Genomic DNA, 16225 nt, shown 5'->3' with positions numbered 1-16225 from the left:
CGACCCATATACGCTAATGCGTACAGAATTAGAGAAAACGGGTGGTCGGTTAATGCTTCCTTTTTCGGTCATGGCTGTGCGTCCCTGCGCGGGACTAGCTCGCACGGCACCGGCCCCAAAAGAGATGAGATTGCGATTGAGATGCGCCCGGCTACTGCGGTAGTTCTGTTACTAATTATCGTCGCTCTCGCCGTAGCCGCCTTTTATCAGTTTGTAATTGCCGTAAAGTAGGCACCTGAATCGAGGCGCCTAAGCGCACGGCGGATCACCGATCGGCCAATAGGAGTATCGATGCCCGAGTGGTGGGCCGAGGAATTCGGTCCCGATTACGCTGCATTGCTTGAAGCTATAACGGATCCGGAGAGGACCGAGGCCGAAGCTCGCGCCTGTGTCGAGATCCTTGGCTTGAAAGAGGAAGACAGAGTTCTGGACATGGGGTGCGGGTTCGGCAGACACACCAAGATCTTCGCCCGCAATCGCCTTTTTGCTGTGGGTGTCGACTACTCCCGGGCCATGTTGGAGAGGGCTTTGGAGCTTTCTGGGACCGAGTTAGCACCCTATTACGTGCGGGCTTCTATGCACCGACTTCCATTCAAAGCGGCTTTCGATGCGGTTGTCTCTCTTTATACCAGCTTTGGATACTTCGAGGATCCGGCCGAAAACCGAAGGACGTTGCACGAGGCGTTCGAGGTCCTAAAACCGGGAGGCAGGTTCTTGCTCGAGGCGGCCTCCGCTATTCCCAAATATGGCCAGCCTGAGGCGAGCACCTGGGCTGAGTCGGGAGCAGTGACCGTGTGCGAATTGTCTACCTTCGAGTTGGCTACTGGACGGAACCGGGCCCGCATCAAGTGGTGGCGAGATGGGAAGTGGCACAGCTTCTTCCACGAAGAGTACTTGTACACGCCGTCCCATCTAAAGGAGTTGATAGAAGAAACAGGTTTTGTAGTGGAAGGTATTTACGCCGATCTCGAAATGAATCCCCTTTCTCCGCAGAGTACGCGAAACGTGGTCGTTGCCCGAAAACCCGGGTGAGTCTGCGTTCGGTGTCGAGTAGACGAGAAAACTTGAGTCGAGGAGAAGTCTGTACAGACACATTTAGGAGCTTTTAATCCGCTATGGAAAACGATCAAAGTACAGGTTGGATGTCTCGGATCGCTGAGATGAAGCTTGCTGTTGGGATCCCTCCGGCTGGGACGTCAGTGAAGGACGCTTTGGATTTTATAAAAGGGGCGGAAAGCTTAGGGGTTGGGACAGTTTGGGTACCAGAGGCCTACGGTACGGACGCAGCTACACAGCTGGGATACCTCGCTGCCGTGACCGAGCGAATCGAACTTGGTTCGGGGATTATGCAGATTCCGGCACGCACTCCGACGATGACGGCCATGACAGCTGCTACATTGGATCTGCTGTCCGGAGGACGATTCGTTCTCGGACTCGGAGTTTCTGGTCCACAGGTAGCCGAAGGATGGTACGGCACTCCTTTCACAAAGCCATTGCTCCGAACGCGCGAGTACGTAGAGATTTTGCGAAAGATCTGGGACCGCAAAGAACGTCTTACCTTCGAGGGTGAGGCGTATTCTATACCCACGCGGGGCGGAATGGGGTTGGGAAAGCCTCTCAAGCTTATGTTTCAGCCCCCACGCCGAATTCCCGTCTACATCGCAGCTATGGGCCCTAAAAACGTGGCTTTGACAGCAGAGATTGCGGACGGCTGGTTGCCCGCTTTCTACAGCCCCGATCGGGCGGATGTATTCAAGCCTTATCTAGAGGAAGGGTTCAAACGAGGCAACCGCAATCCTGCCGATCTTGACATCGTCGCACCTGCGTTCGTGAGCGTAGCCAGAGACTTTTCCGTTGAAGCGGCGCGCAGTGTAGCCAAAGCGATGTTGAGCTTTTATGCCGGGGGGATGGGAGCTAAAGAGGCGAATTTCTATAACGATTTGCTGAAAAGGTATGGGTACAGCAAGGAAGCCGAGCAAATCCAGGAGCTGTTTCTTGCGGGAAAGCGTGCCGAGGCGGCGCAAGCTGTCCCTGATGAGCTGGTCGATTCAATGGGACTGTGGGGGAACGACTCGCGGGTAGCCGAGCGCCTCAGCAAATACAGCGAGGCTGGCGTTACCACGTTGCAACTGAACGTAGTTGCAGGGGACACTTCAGCACGACTGTCTCAGATAGAGACAGTTCTTCGGATAGGAGAGTCCCTGTAGGCTAGGAATGAAGTCCGAACGTTAGACCAAGGAGTTCGCCCAACGAGCCATGTGGCTCAGACCTACGGACAAAGAACTTAGGCACCGAGAGCCCGGATTCATCCGGGCGAGCGCAACGTGGGCGGGCTGGGAGGCTTCTCGGTGAGGGATGTTACGAAAACACCCATACGAGGAAACCGCGTTCACCCAGTTCCGGGCCTCGGTGCCCAAACTCTACAGCTGCCAGGCGAGACGCCTCCTCTTCAGCAGCTTCACTCTGCGTATCGGCACGTACCATAAGTGATATTAGCGGTTTTTGTGGAATCTCTAGCGAGGCAGCGAAAGCAAGCGCTAAAAGATTATATTTGCGAAGTTCGTTAGCGAGCCTAGGCGGATTTGTGAGACAGACGCTCCGGCTTTCCAGAGAGGTAGACGTCGTCGAAGATGTAGATGTCGTCGTATGCGGCGGAGGGCCCGCAGGACTTGCTGCAGCTGTTTCTTCCGCCCGCATGGGCGCCACCACGCTTCTTGTGGAGCGATATGGATTTTTAGGCGGCAATTTCACCGCAGCGAGCGTTGGCACTCTGTGTGGGCTTTACTTCAACACGGGCTCTGGATTTGACTTTGCTGTTAGCGGATTCCCGTGTGAGGTCTCCGAGCGCCTTCAACGCGCCGGTGCGGCGATGGGGCCGGTTCCGTTTAAGGAGACGGCCGTTTTGCTGTATATCCCTTGGGCAGCCAAACGCATGGGGGATGCGCTAGCTACAGAGACAGAAGGTCTCAGGGTCCTGCTGCACTGCAGGGCAGCCGATGCAATTGTGGAGACCGGTGATGACGGTTCTCGCGTTGACGGCGTTGTCTTGTCCACCAAGCGCGGATTGTGGGTGGTTCGGGGAAAAGCATACGTAGACGCTACAGGCGACGCTGACATAGCGTTTTATGCTGGAGTACCGACGGAGATTGGTCCGCCTGGCCATAGACAGTTCGCATCCATGCAATTTTTCATCGAACACGCCGACTCCCAGAAAGCGTTGCCGTGGATACAACGCCTGCCGGAGATTATCGCAGAGCATGGCCAACATCTCACCCGCGACTCTGGAGCCCTGATTCCTACGGGCCGACCCGGCGAGTTCGTGGGGGCGATGACTCGAGTGACCAAAAACGGAGACCCAATCGACGCTACCGATCCCTACGATCAGACCTTCGGGGAGATCGAGGGAAGGCGCATAGCCGAGCTTACTTTTGAGTTTGTAAAGAAACACGTGCCCGGCTTCGAGAATTCTTTTCTGCAGGACACCCCGCCCCAACTTGGAATTCGAGAGTCCAGGCGGATTCAGGGAAGATTTGTGTTGGACAAGCACCACCTCCTAGAGGGCACCCCCTTCGAAGACAGTGTCGCTACGGGGGCATGGCCTCTCGAGTTTCATGTTAGGGGCAAGGAAACAACCTACGAGTTTTTCCCGCCTGGGCATCGTTACTATCTTCCGTTTAGATCGCTTCTCCCAGAGGGATTTGCCAACCTCTTGGTAGCGGGACGTTGCATCTCGGCTACACATGAGGCTCTTGCCTCGACTCGTGTGATGGCGCCGTGCATGGCACTCGGTCAGGCAGCGGGAACGGCCGCAGCTATAGCCGCAAAGGAAGGGCTCGACGCTTGCTCGGTGCCGGTGAGGGATTTGAGGGATGCCCTCAGCGCTGCCGGTGTAGAACTCTGAGCCATGGTGCGCGCTAGAAGGAGTAAGTATTCAAACCTTGCTGCCGCTTTGTTGGCAACGGCGGTCTATGAACCGGACCGTCCGGCTTTGCTCGATTTCTCCCAAAAGCTCACCTTTGGAGATCTACTTACGATTGTGTCGAGGGTGTCACGCTCGCTTGAGCGTGCAGGGCTACAGCCTTCAGATCATGTTGGCATAGCCCTCGATGGGATCGATTTTGTCGAGGCATACCTTGCCGTGCTGTGTCTGGGAGCTGTAGCTGTGCCACTCAACTTGCGCAGTCCGGCATTCGAGGTAGCAAAGATTCTCCGTGAAACTCAGACCCATGTCCTCGTGTGTGGATCCAAACTCGGTCCTCATGGAGCTCTCGATAGCTCGACGATAAGAGAGACGGCGCTGGGGGAAGTCGAGTGGCTCTACTACGACGAGCTCCGAGGCGATGTATGCCGCGCCTCCACAAAAGACTTCTCGACCGATGCGGATGCGCCCGCGACGGAGGCAGAACAGACCCTTTCGTTTTTCTACGAGCCGAAATCCGAGGATCCGGCGGTGCTAATAATGACCGGGGGAACGTCGGGTGAACCGAGAGCAGCTATTCTCACCCATCGCTCGATGCTAGCCAATCTCTACCAGCTCGATTCCCATCCGGGAACCAAAGCTCTTCCGGGAGACGTATCTTTTGGAGTACTGCCTCTCTACCACATATTCGGACTCAACGTCGCAGTAGGCTCTGCTCTCTTCTCAGGGTGCGCAGTGGCATTTCCGCAGACTAGAGAAGAGGATTGGGGGGGTTCGGAGTCCGCTGGCACTCAGGGCGGTCCCGAGTTGTGGGCCGAAGCTATACGCGAGCTCGGAGTAACCGTCGTGGCTGGATCTCCGAACATGTGGAGAGCCATCGTCGAAGCGAATACTCCTCCACAAGTGTTTTCTTCGGTAAGAATATGCACTTCAGGGGCTGCTCCGCTCTCTCGGGAGCTGTTCGAAGAGTTCCGATCCAAATACGGACAGTTTCTGTGGGAAGGATACGGAATGACAGAGGCTTCGCCTGTGATTACCTCTAGCCGGTTGATGGACGAACCCATTGCTGGATGCGTGGGTTTGCCACTTCCGGGGATCCGCCTGGAAATTCGCGACGAAGATGGGCACCCGGTCGAGGCGGACGACCACGGTGAAGTCTGGATCGCCGGCGACAACGTTTTCTCCGGCTACTGGGGACATCCGGAAGAGACGGCCGAAGCACTGGTCGAGGGGTGGCTTCGCACTGGAGATGTAGGCGTGGTGGGTGAGAGAGGCGAGCTCTATTTAGTGGACAGGCTCAAAGACGTAGTTATCGTCGGGGGGTTCAATGTATATCCTTTTGAAATTGAAAGCGTTATTAAAAGCCATCCGGCCATCTCAGACGCGGTTGTAGTCGGAGAGAAAGTGCATGACGACGAGCGCCTCGTGGCCTACGTAGTTGCATCCGAGCCCGAAGATACCTCGTCTGCGAACCTGAAAGAAGATATCCGACAATACCTAGCCACAAAGGTGTCCCGATACAAAATCCCCAAGGATATACGGATCGTCGACGAGATTCCTAGAACAGCGTTGGCGAAGGTACCCAGAGCTTCATTGAAAAGGCGCCCGCGCTAGCCTTCTCGGGGAGTGCATGGAGTGTGAGGACACGCCATCATGCCCAAGGTTTTGCAACCCCTTATGAGCGATTGGATAGCTGGTGGGATTGCGATTCCAAGCTTTGAGTCTTGCTTTATAGGGCTACCGACGGCGGTAAATCGTGAACCTGGAACGAGACGGATCTCGAGCTGTCACCTACCTCAGCGAGGACTCTGTATATTCCGGCAGAAGGAAAGGCAACAGAGGCAGTGATGGCCAACAATGCCCTCTGATCGCTTCCCGGCGCGATCCCAGAGGGCCGTCCGACCTCGAAGTCGGCGTATAACTCGGCCAAGCACTGCGTGGCGTCTTCGTCTTCGATCCTAAGGTGCAATTTGTGCTTTACATTGGTTTCGTGCCACCCGACCAAGACACTGATTGCGACGCTGAACACGGATGGCGGCGCCATCCCGTCTGCCCCCGCACGACGCTGGATGTTGTTCCACCCTCCGCCCATCATGTACAGCTTGTTGTTCACAACCTCAGCGGAGTCTGCGAGGATTAAGAACTCGATCTCTGGCACGATCAGGTCGCTCCTCTCAGGCCTGCTCCGGTGGAGCGGCCAACGTTTGGGACATATCGGACGAGCTGGGAACACCCGCTTTGGCTCCAGCTACTTTGGGAGCAGCAATGACGAAGCCCGTGTACATCATCGAAACGCCTAATGCCAGCGTGAAAGGTAATAACGCTGTCGTACCAAACCGCGCTCCAGTGCCTCCGCTAGCTACAACGATGACCCCGGCAGCGATAGCCAAGTTGCCCAATGCGGTACGGGTGGCCGCTCTTGTCCTGTTACGTTTTCGCAGTAGCTTGGCTGCTGATGTGACGGTTCCAGCTACGACCAACAAGGTCCCTATGACATTGCCGAAAACGGCAAAGATTCTTGGCCATATCGCTAGAGGATCGGCGTCGCGCCTGCACTCAGGGGTGTTGGCTGTAGCCCTTTCCTTACAAATACTTGGCAGCCGTTCCTCGGGAATGTGAGTGGCGTAGACCTCTCGGCCGGAAGGGATGTGTGCTTTCCCCGAAGGAGTGATGGTCATCGGCGTCGTAAGCACGGTGACGGTTGCAGCGAGAGCGAATGCCGTAACGGCGACAGAGGCGGCATAGGCGATTCTATCCGGCCATACCAGATAGATTTGGCCGAGTCCTAAAAACGGAACGTTGAGCACGGCGCCGAATAAGTAATAAACACCGAATGCAAATCCGTTCCATCCGATCCCCAGTCCGTAGGCCAGTGCTACCGACGCGAGCGAGAACATTCCAAGTGCGATAGCCCAAAATAGGTTGTGTTTTCCTCTGGATCGCCAGAAGCGGCCGGCGAGAGACACCGCGAAGACTCCGGCAACAACTGTTGCGACTAGGGAAAGAGCTACAGACATACGCTTCGCTGACTGGGTACTAGAATTACGGAGCTTCTAGACTTTGAGAATCTGGTCACAAGGTTCTTATCATACAGGACACTTTTCCGGCAGCGGACATCCGGCTCATCAGAGAGCGGGTAGCACCCTAAGCAGTATCCGATTTCCTGGTCTGCAGGGAATTCCGGAGCGGAAAGACGCCATTCTCTGACGACTGCTGGAAAAGTTAGTGCCTTCCGCGGGCCATTGCAGAGCTGTATCCGCTCCCAGGGGACCGAGTCATGACAAAACAACAATCTTACGGCGAACGCCTCTCGGCAACAGCACCAAAAAAGGCAATGAAAATTCCCGAGGCGACGGTCGCTAGGCTGCCTCTTTACTATCGTGCCCTTTTGGGACTCTCGGACATGGAAGTGCCCACTGTAAGTTCCGACCAGCTCGCCTTGATGTCTGGCGTCAACGCAGCCAAGGTACGCAAGGACTTGTCTTATCTAGGATCCTATGGAACTCGCGGAGTCGGCTACGATGTGCAGTACTTGCTTGACCAGATAGGAAGGGAGCTAGGCCTAGACAAACAATGGACCGTAGCAATAGTGGGGGTAGGGAATCTTGGCTCTGCGCTTGCTAACTACAAAGGTTTCAGGGAGCGGGGGTTCAAGATAGTCGCCCTGTTCGACGCCGATCCCCAAAAGGTAGGAACCTCTGTCGGAGGCCTTGTGGTATTGCCAGTCGAAGACCTAGAAGTGATCTGTAAGCGGGAAGGTGTCGAGATAGGAATCGTGGCGGTTCCCGCAACTCACGCTCAAGAAGCCACTGAGATGCTCGTCTCTGCGGGTGTTAGGTCGATCCTGAACTTTGCTCCTGTAGAGGTGCGTGTGCCCAACAATGTCATAGTTAGAAAGGTAGACGTTGCGGTGGAACTCCAAATTCTGGCTTTTTACACCAGGGAGGATTTGACACGCACAGCAATTTCGGAGCTGAGTGAGCGCTCAAATGTAGCACTGGAGAACGAGGATCACTCTGTTAGAGCGGGCGAGGGCCGATGACGCCAAGGCGATGGTATCCGATCAACATTCGCTTAGACGATAAGCCCTGTGTCGTAATTGGTGGTGGTCATGTGGCACATCAGAAGGTCGTGGGCTTATTAGATGCTACTAGTCGGGTCACGGTTATAGCACCCGAACTGTGCGAGGAACTACAGCGCCTACATAGAGACGGAGTCATCGATTGGATTGCTAAAAAGTACGCTACCGGAGATTTGGACGGCTTTTTTTTGGCCATTACGGCGACAGACGATCCATCGACCAATGCACAGGTTTATTGCGATGGCGAACGGGACCGAGTTCTTGTCAATTCAGCTGATGACCCGGACAACTGTCGCTTCATCCTTCCTTCTAGGGTAATTAGAGGGGAACTCGTGATTTCCGTCTCCACGGGTGGTCGAAGCCCAGCCATGGCTACATACATGCGAAAACGCCTTGAAGAGGAGTTCGGGCCCGAGTGGGGTGTACTTACCGAACTTTTGGGAAAGGCGCGAGATGCAATTCGTGCTGCAGGACGATCCACGGAGGGAATGTCGGAGAAGTGGGAGGCTGCCATATCCGAGGAGGTGTTGGAATTGATACGCAGGGGTGAGTTGGACGAGGCCAGGAAAGCAATCGACAGATGTCTCTCGTAGTTTATGGAGTGAGCTATCGAAGCGCTCCCCTGGAGCGACTGGAGCGGCTGGCAATCTCGGGGGAGGAGATGCCCAAGGCACTCCAATCTCTGGTGGGAATGTCTAGCGTGTTGGAGGGAGCCATACTTTCAACTTGCAACCGAGTCGAGATCTACGCAAAGGTGACGCAGTTTCACTCCGGGGTTGCAGACATCAAGCATTTCATTGAGGACTTTCGCGGTGTGAGAGAGGCGGAGCTAGTGGACTCGGCGTACTTGCTATTCGATGCGGCTGCTTTGCATCACTTGTTCAGAGTCGCCTCAGGCCTTGATTCTATGGTCTTGGGCGAGACCGAGATCCTAGGACAAGTGCGCCAGGCTATCGACAACTCCCGCCAGCTTGGAGCCTCCGGTCGAATCCTTGGCCGTGCATTCCAAAGGGCAATAGAAACCGGGAAGCGGGTACGTAACGAGACCGGAATTTCTTCCAACCCTGCCTCGATATCTTCTGCAGCAGTTCAGCTCGTCTCGCAAAAGTTGGGGGGCCTTGCAGGGCGCAGGGTCGCTGTCGTAGGTGCAGGCGAGGCTGGTCAGTCCGCTGCCCGGGCGCTTGCGGCTGCGGGCTGTGCCAAGATCTACGTAGTAAACAGAAGGCAGAGTACGGCGAAAGCTGTTGCCGAGAGGATAGGAGGCGAGGCTGTGTCCTTTAGCCAACTGCCTACTATCGCCGCCGACATCGAGATTCTCGTCACTTGTACGAGGGCATCAGAGGTCGTAATTACGTACGACGATGTAGAGTCGTTCGCCAGGACACGCTCGCACTCGCCTCTTCTCATCGTCGATATAGCGGTCCCCCGCGATGTAGATCCTTCGGTAGGGTCGATCGAGGGAGTTGAAATTCTAGACATTGAAGACCTAGAAGCCGTTGCCGAAGAGGGGCGCCGGCAACGGGCTGTGGAAGCTGAGAAAGCCGCCCGAATAATCGAGGAAGAACTTGAAAAGTTTCTCTTCGAGTTACAGGTGGATGAGTATCGGCAGATCATTGCAGAGCTCACTTTTAGCTTCGAAGAGATTCTAGAGAGCGAGTTGGGGAAGGTATCGCGCAGAGCTGGGGTGAACCCGGAAGCGGTGGAGCTAGCACGCAGGGTATCTAGGGCCGTGACAAAAAAAATCTTGCATCGGCCGGTGACTCGCTTAAAGGAGGCAGCTGTTTCCGGAAAAGCCGAGGCGCTGGCTGAAGCCTTGGCTTACTTGTTCGAACTGGACCCGGAGAAGCCGAGAGACTGAGTCTGCGGTCCGATCGGAGCTTGGGCCGGTGGCGCTTATAAGGCTTTTATCGCGGAAGAGCAACCTTGCGCTTATTCAGGCGAGGGAAGTGCAGGCGGCTATCCGCAATGTTGATCCATCTGTGCAGGTCGAGATCGTCACGGTTACAAGCGCAGGCGAAAGGGCACCCGACAGGCGAATAGAGGAGTTCGATACCACGGGGGTGTTTACGAAAGCTCTAGAGGAGGCGCTAATCGAGGGCGCGGGTGATGCGGCAGTCCACTCTGCGAAGGATCTCCCCACAATCTTAGAAGACCGTTTCGAAATAGCCGCCTATCTTCGGAGAGGTGATCGTAGAGACGCATTGGTGATTCGAAGCGACCAAGACAATGGCAAAGGCCACCGTTCGCTGGATTCTAGATGGGAAGGATATGAGGAGGGGCAGGGCGGATTCTTGGAGTCGGCACTTTCTGTAGGGGCGCTGGTGGCGACAGGAAGCGTAAGGCGGCGCGCGCAATTGTCGAAACTTCGGCCAGATCTGACGTTTATGGATCTGCGAGGAAACATGGAGCGTAGGCTGGAATCGCTGCGCAAATGCGACGGTGTCGTTGCTGGAGCTTGCGCCCTAGACAGGCTCGGTATTTCCGAGGGAGGTCGATCCCATCTGAAGATCCTTCGCTTACACGAGGAAGTGGTGGTGCCAGCGGCAGGACAGGGCGCAATCGCCGTCGAGTCTTTGCGCGGAGACACATTTGCTGATTTGTGGGCCGGTATTTCGGACAAGATGACGGCGGTCGAAGTAGCCGCCGAGCGCTTTTTTCTTAGAGGCTTGCGTGCAGGTTGCACGGCCCCCGTCGGGGTAACGGCGCACCTTTTGGAGGACAATACCGTTTCGATTACATCAGTGGTTTGCTCCCGAGACGGTCATCGTTCACTGAAAGTCCGGTACCGTCTAGGCTCGGTCGAGGAGGCCGTAAAAGGCGGGGATGAGTTGGCGTCGGAGGCTTCCGAGATTTGGGCCACCGATGCGTGCCTGCCGGAGTGAGCGTGCGAAGCTCGCAGCCATCCGTGGGTTTTGTGACCATTGCCGGAGCGGGTCCGGGCCATCCCGAGCTTATTACATTGCTTGCAGCTCGGCGACTGAGAGAAGCAGACGTTATTTTGTATGATCGACTTATCGACCAAGAGATTCTCTCTCTGGCTTCTCCCGCAGCTCAGCTCGAGGACGTTGGAAAGCGTCCAGGTTCTGGCGCCGAGCAGCAGCGTAGAATCATCGAGCTACTCATCGATTACGCACTAGCGGGAAAGCGGGTAGTGCGCTTGAAGGGCGGAGATCCCCTTGTGTTCGGGCGAGGAGCAGAAGAATCCCTTGCACTTCAAGAGGCGGGAATCCCTTTCGAGATTGTGCCCGGAGTTACTTCGGCTTTGGCAGCCCCGGCTTATGCCGGAATTCCACTGACCCATCGGGAGCTGTCTCGAGCTTTCGCTGTGATCACAGGGAAAGCCGCTTCGGGCGAGGCTCCCTCCCAAGATGAAATTGACTGGGTGTCTTTAGCCCGTTTCAAGGGCACGCTCGTCTTTCTCATGGCGGTCGAAACTCTGGAAGTGGTGAGCGCTCGCTTGATCGAGGCAGGACTCAGTGCCACGACTCCTGCCGCGATGATTCAAGACGCCACCTTGGGTTCGCAGCGTGTCGTCACATCCGATTTGGGCCACATTGCTGACGAGGCCCAGCGAGCTGGAATCGAGTCACCGTCCGTGCTCATAGTCGGTGAGGTAGTTAGTCTCCGAGACAAGATCGATTGGGCAAGGACCCGTCCTCTATTCGGGAAGACCATCTTGGTCACTCGCCCTGCCGAGCGCTCTTCGGAGATCGCATCCGCTCTCAGAGATATGGGGGCTGGCGTGATTGTGGCTCCGTCTATAAAAACCAAGATTCTTGAGCACAGCGATGAGCTAAAAGACGCAGTGGAGAGGGCTGTGGGAGGGGGCTTTTCTTGGCTTGTCTTTGCCAGCAGAACCGGCGTGGAAGCATTCTTCACCATTCTCCAGTCTTGCGGTGGGGACGCGCGCTCGTTGGCCGGCACAAAAGTGGCATGCGTTGGAGCTGCCACAGCGACGGCTCTAAACGAGAGAGGTATAAGGCCAGACTTCATCCCCCGCCGCTCTACCGCTGCTGCACTGGCAAGCGATCTGCCGCTTGGCTACAGGGCAGAACAGCTCCTGATAGTACAAGCTAGGGGGGGGAGACCCGAGCTTTCCCAAGTCCTCAGAGAGCGGGGGTTCGATGTCGAGGTTGCAGAGGCATACGAGACGATAAAGCCGGAGGCAAGAGATGAGCGCCTTCAACGGGCACGCAAGCTTCTATCGGAGAGGAAAATATTTGCGGTCGTTTTCGCCTCTGCTTCTCAAGTGGAAAACTTCACAGAGTTATTCGGCGCGGAGCTAGCTCCTCCCATTGTGGTATGCATTGGCCCGACCACAGCAGATGCAGCCACGAAGGCGGGTATAGAACCTTCGGCGATCGCAGCGGAGCAATCAGTTGCTGGATTAGTCGAGGCACTCGTGGAGGCGGTTAGAAGTGCCGAGGAAAGAATCAAGTGAGAAAAGAGCAGGAGAGAGCCAGACGACACATTGGTCTCTCGAGACGGGAGTTTCTTGCGAACACATGTCGCATCTCGCTTTTGGGAATCCTGGCTTCTTTGGGAGGTCTCGAGGCGGCGTCATGTGCCTTGAGCGGAGCACCAAGTATCGACGGCCGACAGCCGCCAGGTGCGGTGCCTCAGCTTCCAGTCAACTCGCCCGACTTCGATTTGGTGAATACGCTATTGCAGCTTGAGCACAGAGCGGCCGCGCTCGCTTCCGAAACGCGGGTGGGTCGGCGTCTGGGGGTCAAGACTTCCGGTGTAGTAGACCGCATTTTCGACAGTCACCGGGCCCACATCGCTGTTTTGGAGCGAGTCGTAAGAGATGCAGGAGCCACCCCCGATCCACCTCGGGACCGCTACACACTTCCTACCCCACTGGGCGACGAGCGGAGGGCTCTAGCCGTCCTTTTGGAGGACGAGGCGAACTTGGTATCAAAGTACGCTGCGGGGCTACGAGACCTTCAGACCGTTCGGTTAGCACGGAGTCTGAGTTCGTTGCTTTTCTCTTGTAAAACCCATGTTGCCGCTGTGGACAGACTTCTCGACCGCTGCACAGATCCCTCCTTTGTCTTCGAAGATATAGCTGGTCAGATCGGACGGCCTCCGAGTGCACCACGGGTGTCCGCTGCGCCTTCTGGTGCGGGGATCTTGATTGCGCCGTCGGCTGTACTACAGGCCCTCGCATCCTTTGAGGCTACGACAGCAAAAGTATGCGCAGTCGCTGCTCAAAAAATTTACGGCGCGCTCCAAGCTCTGATCCATCGAGGTGCAGGTGTCAGCCGTCAGGTGACACCTGCACCGACACCCCTTTCAACAAAGTTAGAGGCGGTAGGATATTGCGTTTTGTCCAAGGACGCCGAAGGGCGCATTAGGGGACCGGCATCCGCTGAACTTCCCGACGCCGTGTCGATTTTGGATGGTAGCGGTGACGTCGGAGATGATGCCAAGGGGCTCGTTTCCGCCACTGTTTCTCTGCTAGAGGCCATGGCAGCTGGTCACGAGCAGCGGGCTGGATTCTGGGCAGCGCAAGCCGCAATGCAGGATCAGTCACAGGGTGCCGTTGTGGCCACCTCTCCGCCTCTGGACGTGGCAAAGATGCCCGAAGAGCTTAGCCCTACAGCGGCGGGGGTGAGCCAAGAGCAGCTTGCTCCTGCACCGCCGGGCGGTGAGATTCCGCCTTCCCAAGTTTTTCAGACTGTAGTTGACTCGGAGCTCAAAACAGCGACGGCGATAGCAGTTGCGGCCTCTAACCTTGGTTCCGAGGCGTTGAGATCGAAAGCAGGAGATGCGCTAGCCGCTGTGGCGACCGCCACTTCTCGTCTGGTGGGCATTGCCACTGGTGGCGAGTTCGTTGTTTCCGAAGTGTGACCATCGGGAAGTGAGGAAGTTTTTGGTAGCTATCTCGTTTGCAATCGCACACTTGCCTGGAAGGAATCCAAGGTGACCTTTCCGAGCGAGCGCCCGAGACGACTGCGGCGGACCAAGGCGTTACGGGATCTAGTGCGCGAAACTGATCTCTCCCCTCGTGAGCTGGTCGTCCCTTTCTTCGTCAAGGAAGGTATCGCCGATTTTGAGGCTGTTCCAACAATGCCCGGTGTGTTTCAGCATACCTTGGCATCTCTCGAAGAGGCTGCCAAAGAAGCGTTTTCCTGCGGGATTCGTGCAGCAATCCTATTTGGAATTCCAGAATCGAAGGATGCTGTTGGAAGTGAGGCGTCCAACCCCAATGGCATAGTTCAGCGGGCAGTGAGCCGCCTGAAGGACGCCTTCGGCGAGGAGTTGGTCGTAATTTGTGACTTGTGTCTAGACGAGTACACCGAACACGGACACTGCGGTGTGATCAAGGCAGACGGAAACATCGACAACGACGCCACTCTGGAGCGATATCGGGAGATTGCGGTCTCGCAAGCCGCGGCGGGGGCTGACATTGTAGCTCCCTCAGGGATGATGGACGGGCAAGTCTCTGCCGTACGAGAAGCCCTGGACTCTGCTGGATACTCCGACGTGGCGATCATGGCTTACTCGTCCAAGTTCGCATCTACTTTGTACGGACCATTCAGAGATGCCGCAGAGTGTGCACCCCGTTTCGGTGACCGAAGTTCATATCAGCTGGATCCTGCGAACGCCCGAGAAGCAATGCGGGAATCTCTTCTGGATGAAGAGGAAGGAGCTGACATCTTGATGGTAAAACCTGCCAGTTTCTATCTCGACATCGTGGCGTCGGTAAAGCAAGCAACAACGCTTCCGGTTGCGGCTTATCAAGTTTCGGGTGAGTACGCTTCGTTGGTATTTGCAGCAGAGCGAGGATGTTTCGATTTGCCGAGCGCAATGCTCGAGTCGTTGTTATGTATAAAACGGGCGGGAGCCGACGTTATCCTCACTTACTTCGCTGTAGATGCAGCGAGGGCTCTGGGTTGAGTGATACGGGGAAACAGAGTCTAAATCGACACCCCCTTATTCAGCGCGCTGTTGTGACGCTGCCAGGAGGAGTTAACTCTCCGGTGAGGTCGTTTGCAGCTGTAGGGTCGGATCCTTTGGTTGCTGCTCACGGCAGAGGCGCGTACCTCTTCGATGTCAACGGCAAGAAATACATCGACTTTGTGCAATCATGGGGCGCTTTGATCTTTGGGCACGCCTACCCCCCTATCATCGAAGCCGCAACCAGAGCGATTTCTAACGGCACCTCTTTCGGACTATTGACCGAGGGGGAGGTAGAACTTGCTGAGCGGATAGTTGAGATGGTGCCGTCGGTAGAAAAGGTACGACTAGTTAACTCGGGAACCGAAGCGACAATGACCGCTGTGCGTCTGTCTCGGGGCTTTACCAATCGAGACCTCATAGTGAAGTTCGAGGGATGCTATCACGGTCACTCCGACGCGCTTCTTGCGAGTGCCGGCTCGGGCGTCGCCACGCTTGGCTTAGCGGGTTCTGCAGGAGTCCCCAAGGGATCGGTGGCCGACACAGTCGTACTTCCCTACAACGACGAAGAGGCAGTGGAACAACTGTTCTTGAGCGATGGAGAACTGATTGCCGCTGTGATAGTCGAGCCGGTAGCAGCAAATATGGGTTTGATCCCGCCTGCTGAGGGCTTTTTGGAGACGCTCCGAAGAGTCACGTCGCAACACGGAGCACTCCTCATTTTCGATGAGGTGATAACGGGATTTCGCCTGGGAAGAGGCGGAGCGCAGGACAAGTTCAATGTCATGCCCGATTTGACGACCTTGGGAAAGGTTTTGGGTGGCGGTTTCCCAATAGCGGCTCTGGGAGGTCGAGCCGAGATCATGGATGCTCTGGCGCCGTTAGGACCCGTTTACCAGGCAGGTACCTTAGCTGGCAATCCTGTCGCGGTAGCAGCGGCGATAGCGGTCCTGGACAATCTCGACCCAGCAGTCTACACCATGTTAGAAGGACGGGTTTCTCTTCTGGCGAATGAGCTCGAGCCGATCTTCGAAGAAGCGGGCCTTCCCGTGGCGATACAGACTTGCGGAACCCTGATGTCAATTTTCTTCAAAGACGCTCCCCCTTCTGACTACCGTACCGCAAAGGCATGCGATGCTTGTGCGTACAAGACCTTCTTCATTGAGATGCTTGACAGGGGAGTCCTTCTGCCACCCTCCCCGATGGAGTCCATGTTCGTGAGCGTGGCGCACGAAAGAGACGAACTCGAGAAGATGATCGACTCCGCACATTCCGCAGCTATCGCAGCTGCCAGGATCGCTAGTTCAACCAACTGAGGCTTC

14 protein-coding genes are annotated in these 16225 nt (G+C 56.0%); 12 read left to right on the top strand and 2 right to left on the bottom strand.

Translation table 11 applies throughout. The features are described from left to right. The first annotated feature begins 291 nt into the window (after nt 1-291). The 4 genes from C4318_00370 (at nt 292) to C4318_00355 (ending at nt 5533) form a co-directional block, all read left to right on the top strand. Nucleotides 292-1032, top strand: coding sequence for a hypothetical protein (locus C4318_00370; GenBank protein ID MER3453602.1), 741 nt, complete (start codon nt 292-294; stop codon nt 1030-1032). A 128-nt stretch (nt 1033-1160) separates the two neighbouring features. Further along, nucleotides 1161-2207 carry an LLM class F420-dependent oxidoreductase gene (locus tag C4318_00365; GenBank protein ID MER3453601.1) on the top strand — a complete coding sequence of 349 codons (1047 nt, stop codon included), beginning with the start codon at nt 1161-1163 and terminating at the stop codon, nt 2205-2207. Nucleotides 2208-2482: 275 nt separating this feature from the next. After that, a complete protein-coding gene (locus tag C4318_00360) occupies nt 2483-3901 on the top strand; it encodes an FAD-dependent oxidoreductase (GenBank protein ID MER3453600.1) in 1419 nt (472 codons plus the stop codon). Between the two features lie 3 nt (nt 3902-3904). Then, a complete protein-coding gene (locus tag C4318_00355; GenBank protein MER3453599.1) occupies nt 3905-5533 on the top strand; it encodes a hypothetical protein in 1629 nt (542 codons plus the stop codon). 115 nt (nt 5534-5648) lie between these two features. Here C4318_00355 and C4318_00350 read toward each other — a convergent pair whose 3' ends face one another. Next, nucleotides 5649-6077: a hypothetical protein gene (locus C4318_00350; protein ID MER3453598.1), complete on the bottom strand. Its 429-nt coding sequence runs from the start codon at nt 6075-6077 to the stop codon at nt 5649-5651. Between the two features lie 16 nt (nt 6078-6093). Beyond that, entirely contained in the window at nt 6094-6936 is an 843-nt protein-coding gene (locus C4318_00345; protein MER3453597.1) for a hypothetical protein, read from the bottom strand. 260 nt (nt 6937-7196) lie between these two features. On the opposite strand from C4318_00345, the gene C4318_00340 reads away from it, so the two are divergent. The 8 genes from C4318_00340 (at nt 7197) to hemL (ending at nt 16219) form a co-directional block, all read left to right on the top strand. Then, the gene (locus C4318_00340; GenBank protein ID MER3453596.1) at nt 7197-7961 is read left to right on the top strand and encodes a redox-sensing transcriptional repressor Rex; all 765 of its coding nucleotides are present in this window, start codon (nt 7197-7199) and stop codon (nt 7959-7961) included. Continuing rightward, on the top strand, nt 7958-8593 hold the full coding sequence (locus tag C4318_00335; GenBank protein MER3453595.1) for a siroheme synthase: 636 nt from the start codon (nt 7958-7960) through the stop codon (nt 8591-8593). Before C4318_00340 ends, C4318_00335 begins: the two co-directional genes overlap by 4 nt. After that, nucleotides 8581-9858: a glutamyl-tRNA reductase gene (locus C4318_00330; protein MER3453594.1), complete on the top strand. Its 1278-nt coding sequence runs from the start codon at nt 8581-8583 to the stop codon at nt 9856-9858. Before C4318_00335 ends, C4318_00330 begins: the two co-directional genes overlap by 13 nt. Next, nucleotides 9779-10882, top strand: a complete 1104-nt coding sequence (locus tag C4318_00325) for a hydroxymethylbilane synthase (protein MER3453593.1) — start codon at nt 9779-9781, stop codon at nt 10880-10882. Before C4318_00330 ends, C4318_00325 begins: the two co-directional genes overlap by 80 nt. Beyond that, on the top strand, nt 10852-12441 hold the full coding sequence (cobA, locus tag C4318_00320) for a uroporphyrinogen-III C-methyltransferase (protein MER3453592.1): 1590 nt from the start codon (nt 10852-10854) through the stop codon (nt 12439-12441). The genes C4318_00325 and cobA overlap by 31 nt, the downstream gene beginning before the upstream one ends. Next, complete coding sequence (locus C4318_00315) at nt 12438-13853, top strand: hypothetical protein (protein ID MER3453591.1); 1416 nt, start codon at nt 12438-12440, stop codon at nt 13851-13853. The genes cobA and C4318_00315 overlap by 4 nt, the downstream gene beginning before the upstream one ends. A gap of 72 nt (nt 13854-13925) precedes the next feature. Further along, complete coding sequence (locus tag C4318_00310; protein MER3453590.1) at nt 13926-14903, top strand: porphobilinogen synthase; 978 nt, start codon at nt 13926-13928, stop codon at nt 14901-14903. After that, nucleotides 14831-16219: a glutamate-1-semialdehyde-2,1-aminomutase gene (gene hemL / locus C4318_00305; protein MER3453589.1), complete on the top strand. Its 1389-nt coding sequence runs from the start codon at nt 14831-14833 to the stop codon at nt 16217-16219. Before C4318_00310 ends, hemL begins: the two co-directional genes overlap by 73 nt. Nucleotides 16220-16225 lie beyond the last annotated feature (6 nt).

It is taken from the genome of Acidimicrobiia bacterium (assembly GCA_040289475.1).
Lineage (GTDB): Bacteria > Actinomycetota > Acidimicrobiia > ATN3 > PSLF01 > PSLF01.
This window is presented reverse-complemented; position numbering and strand designations above follow the sequence as displayed.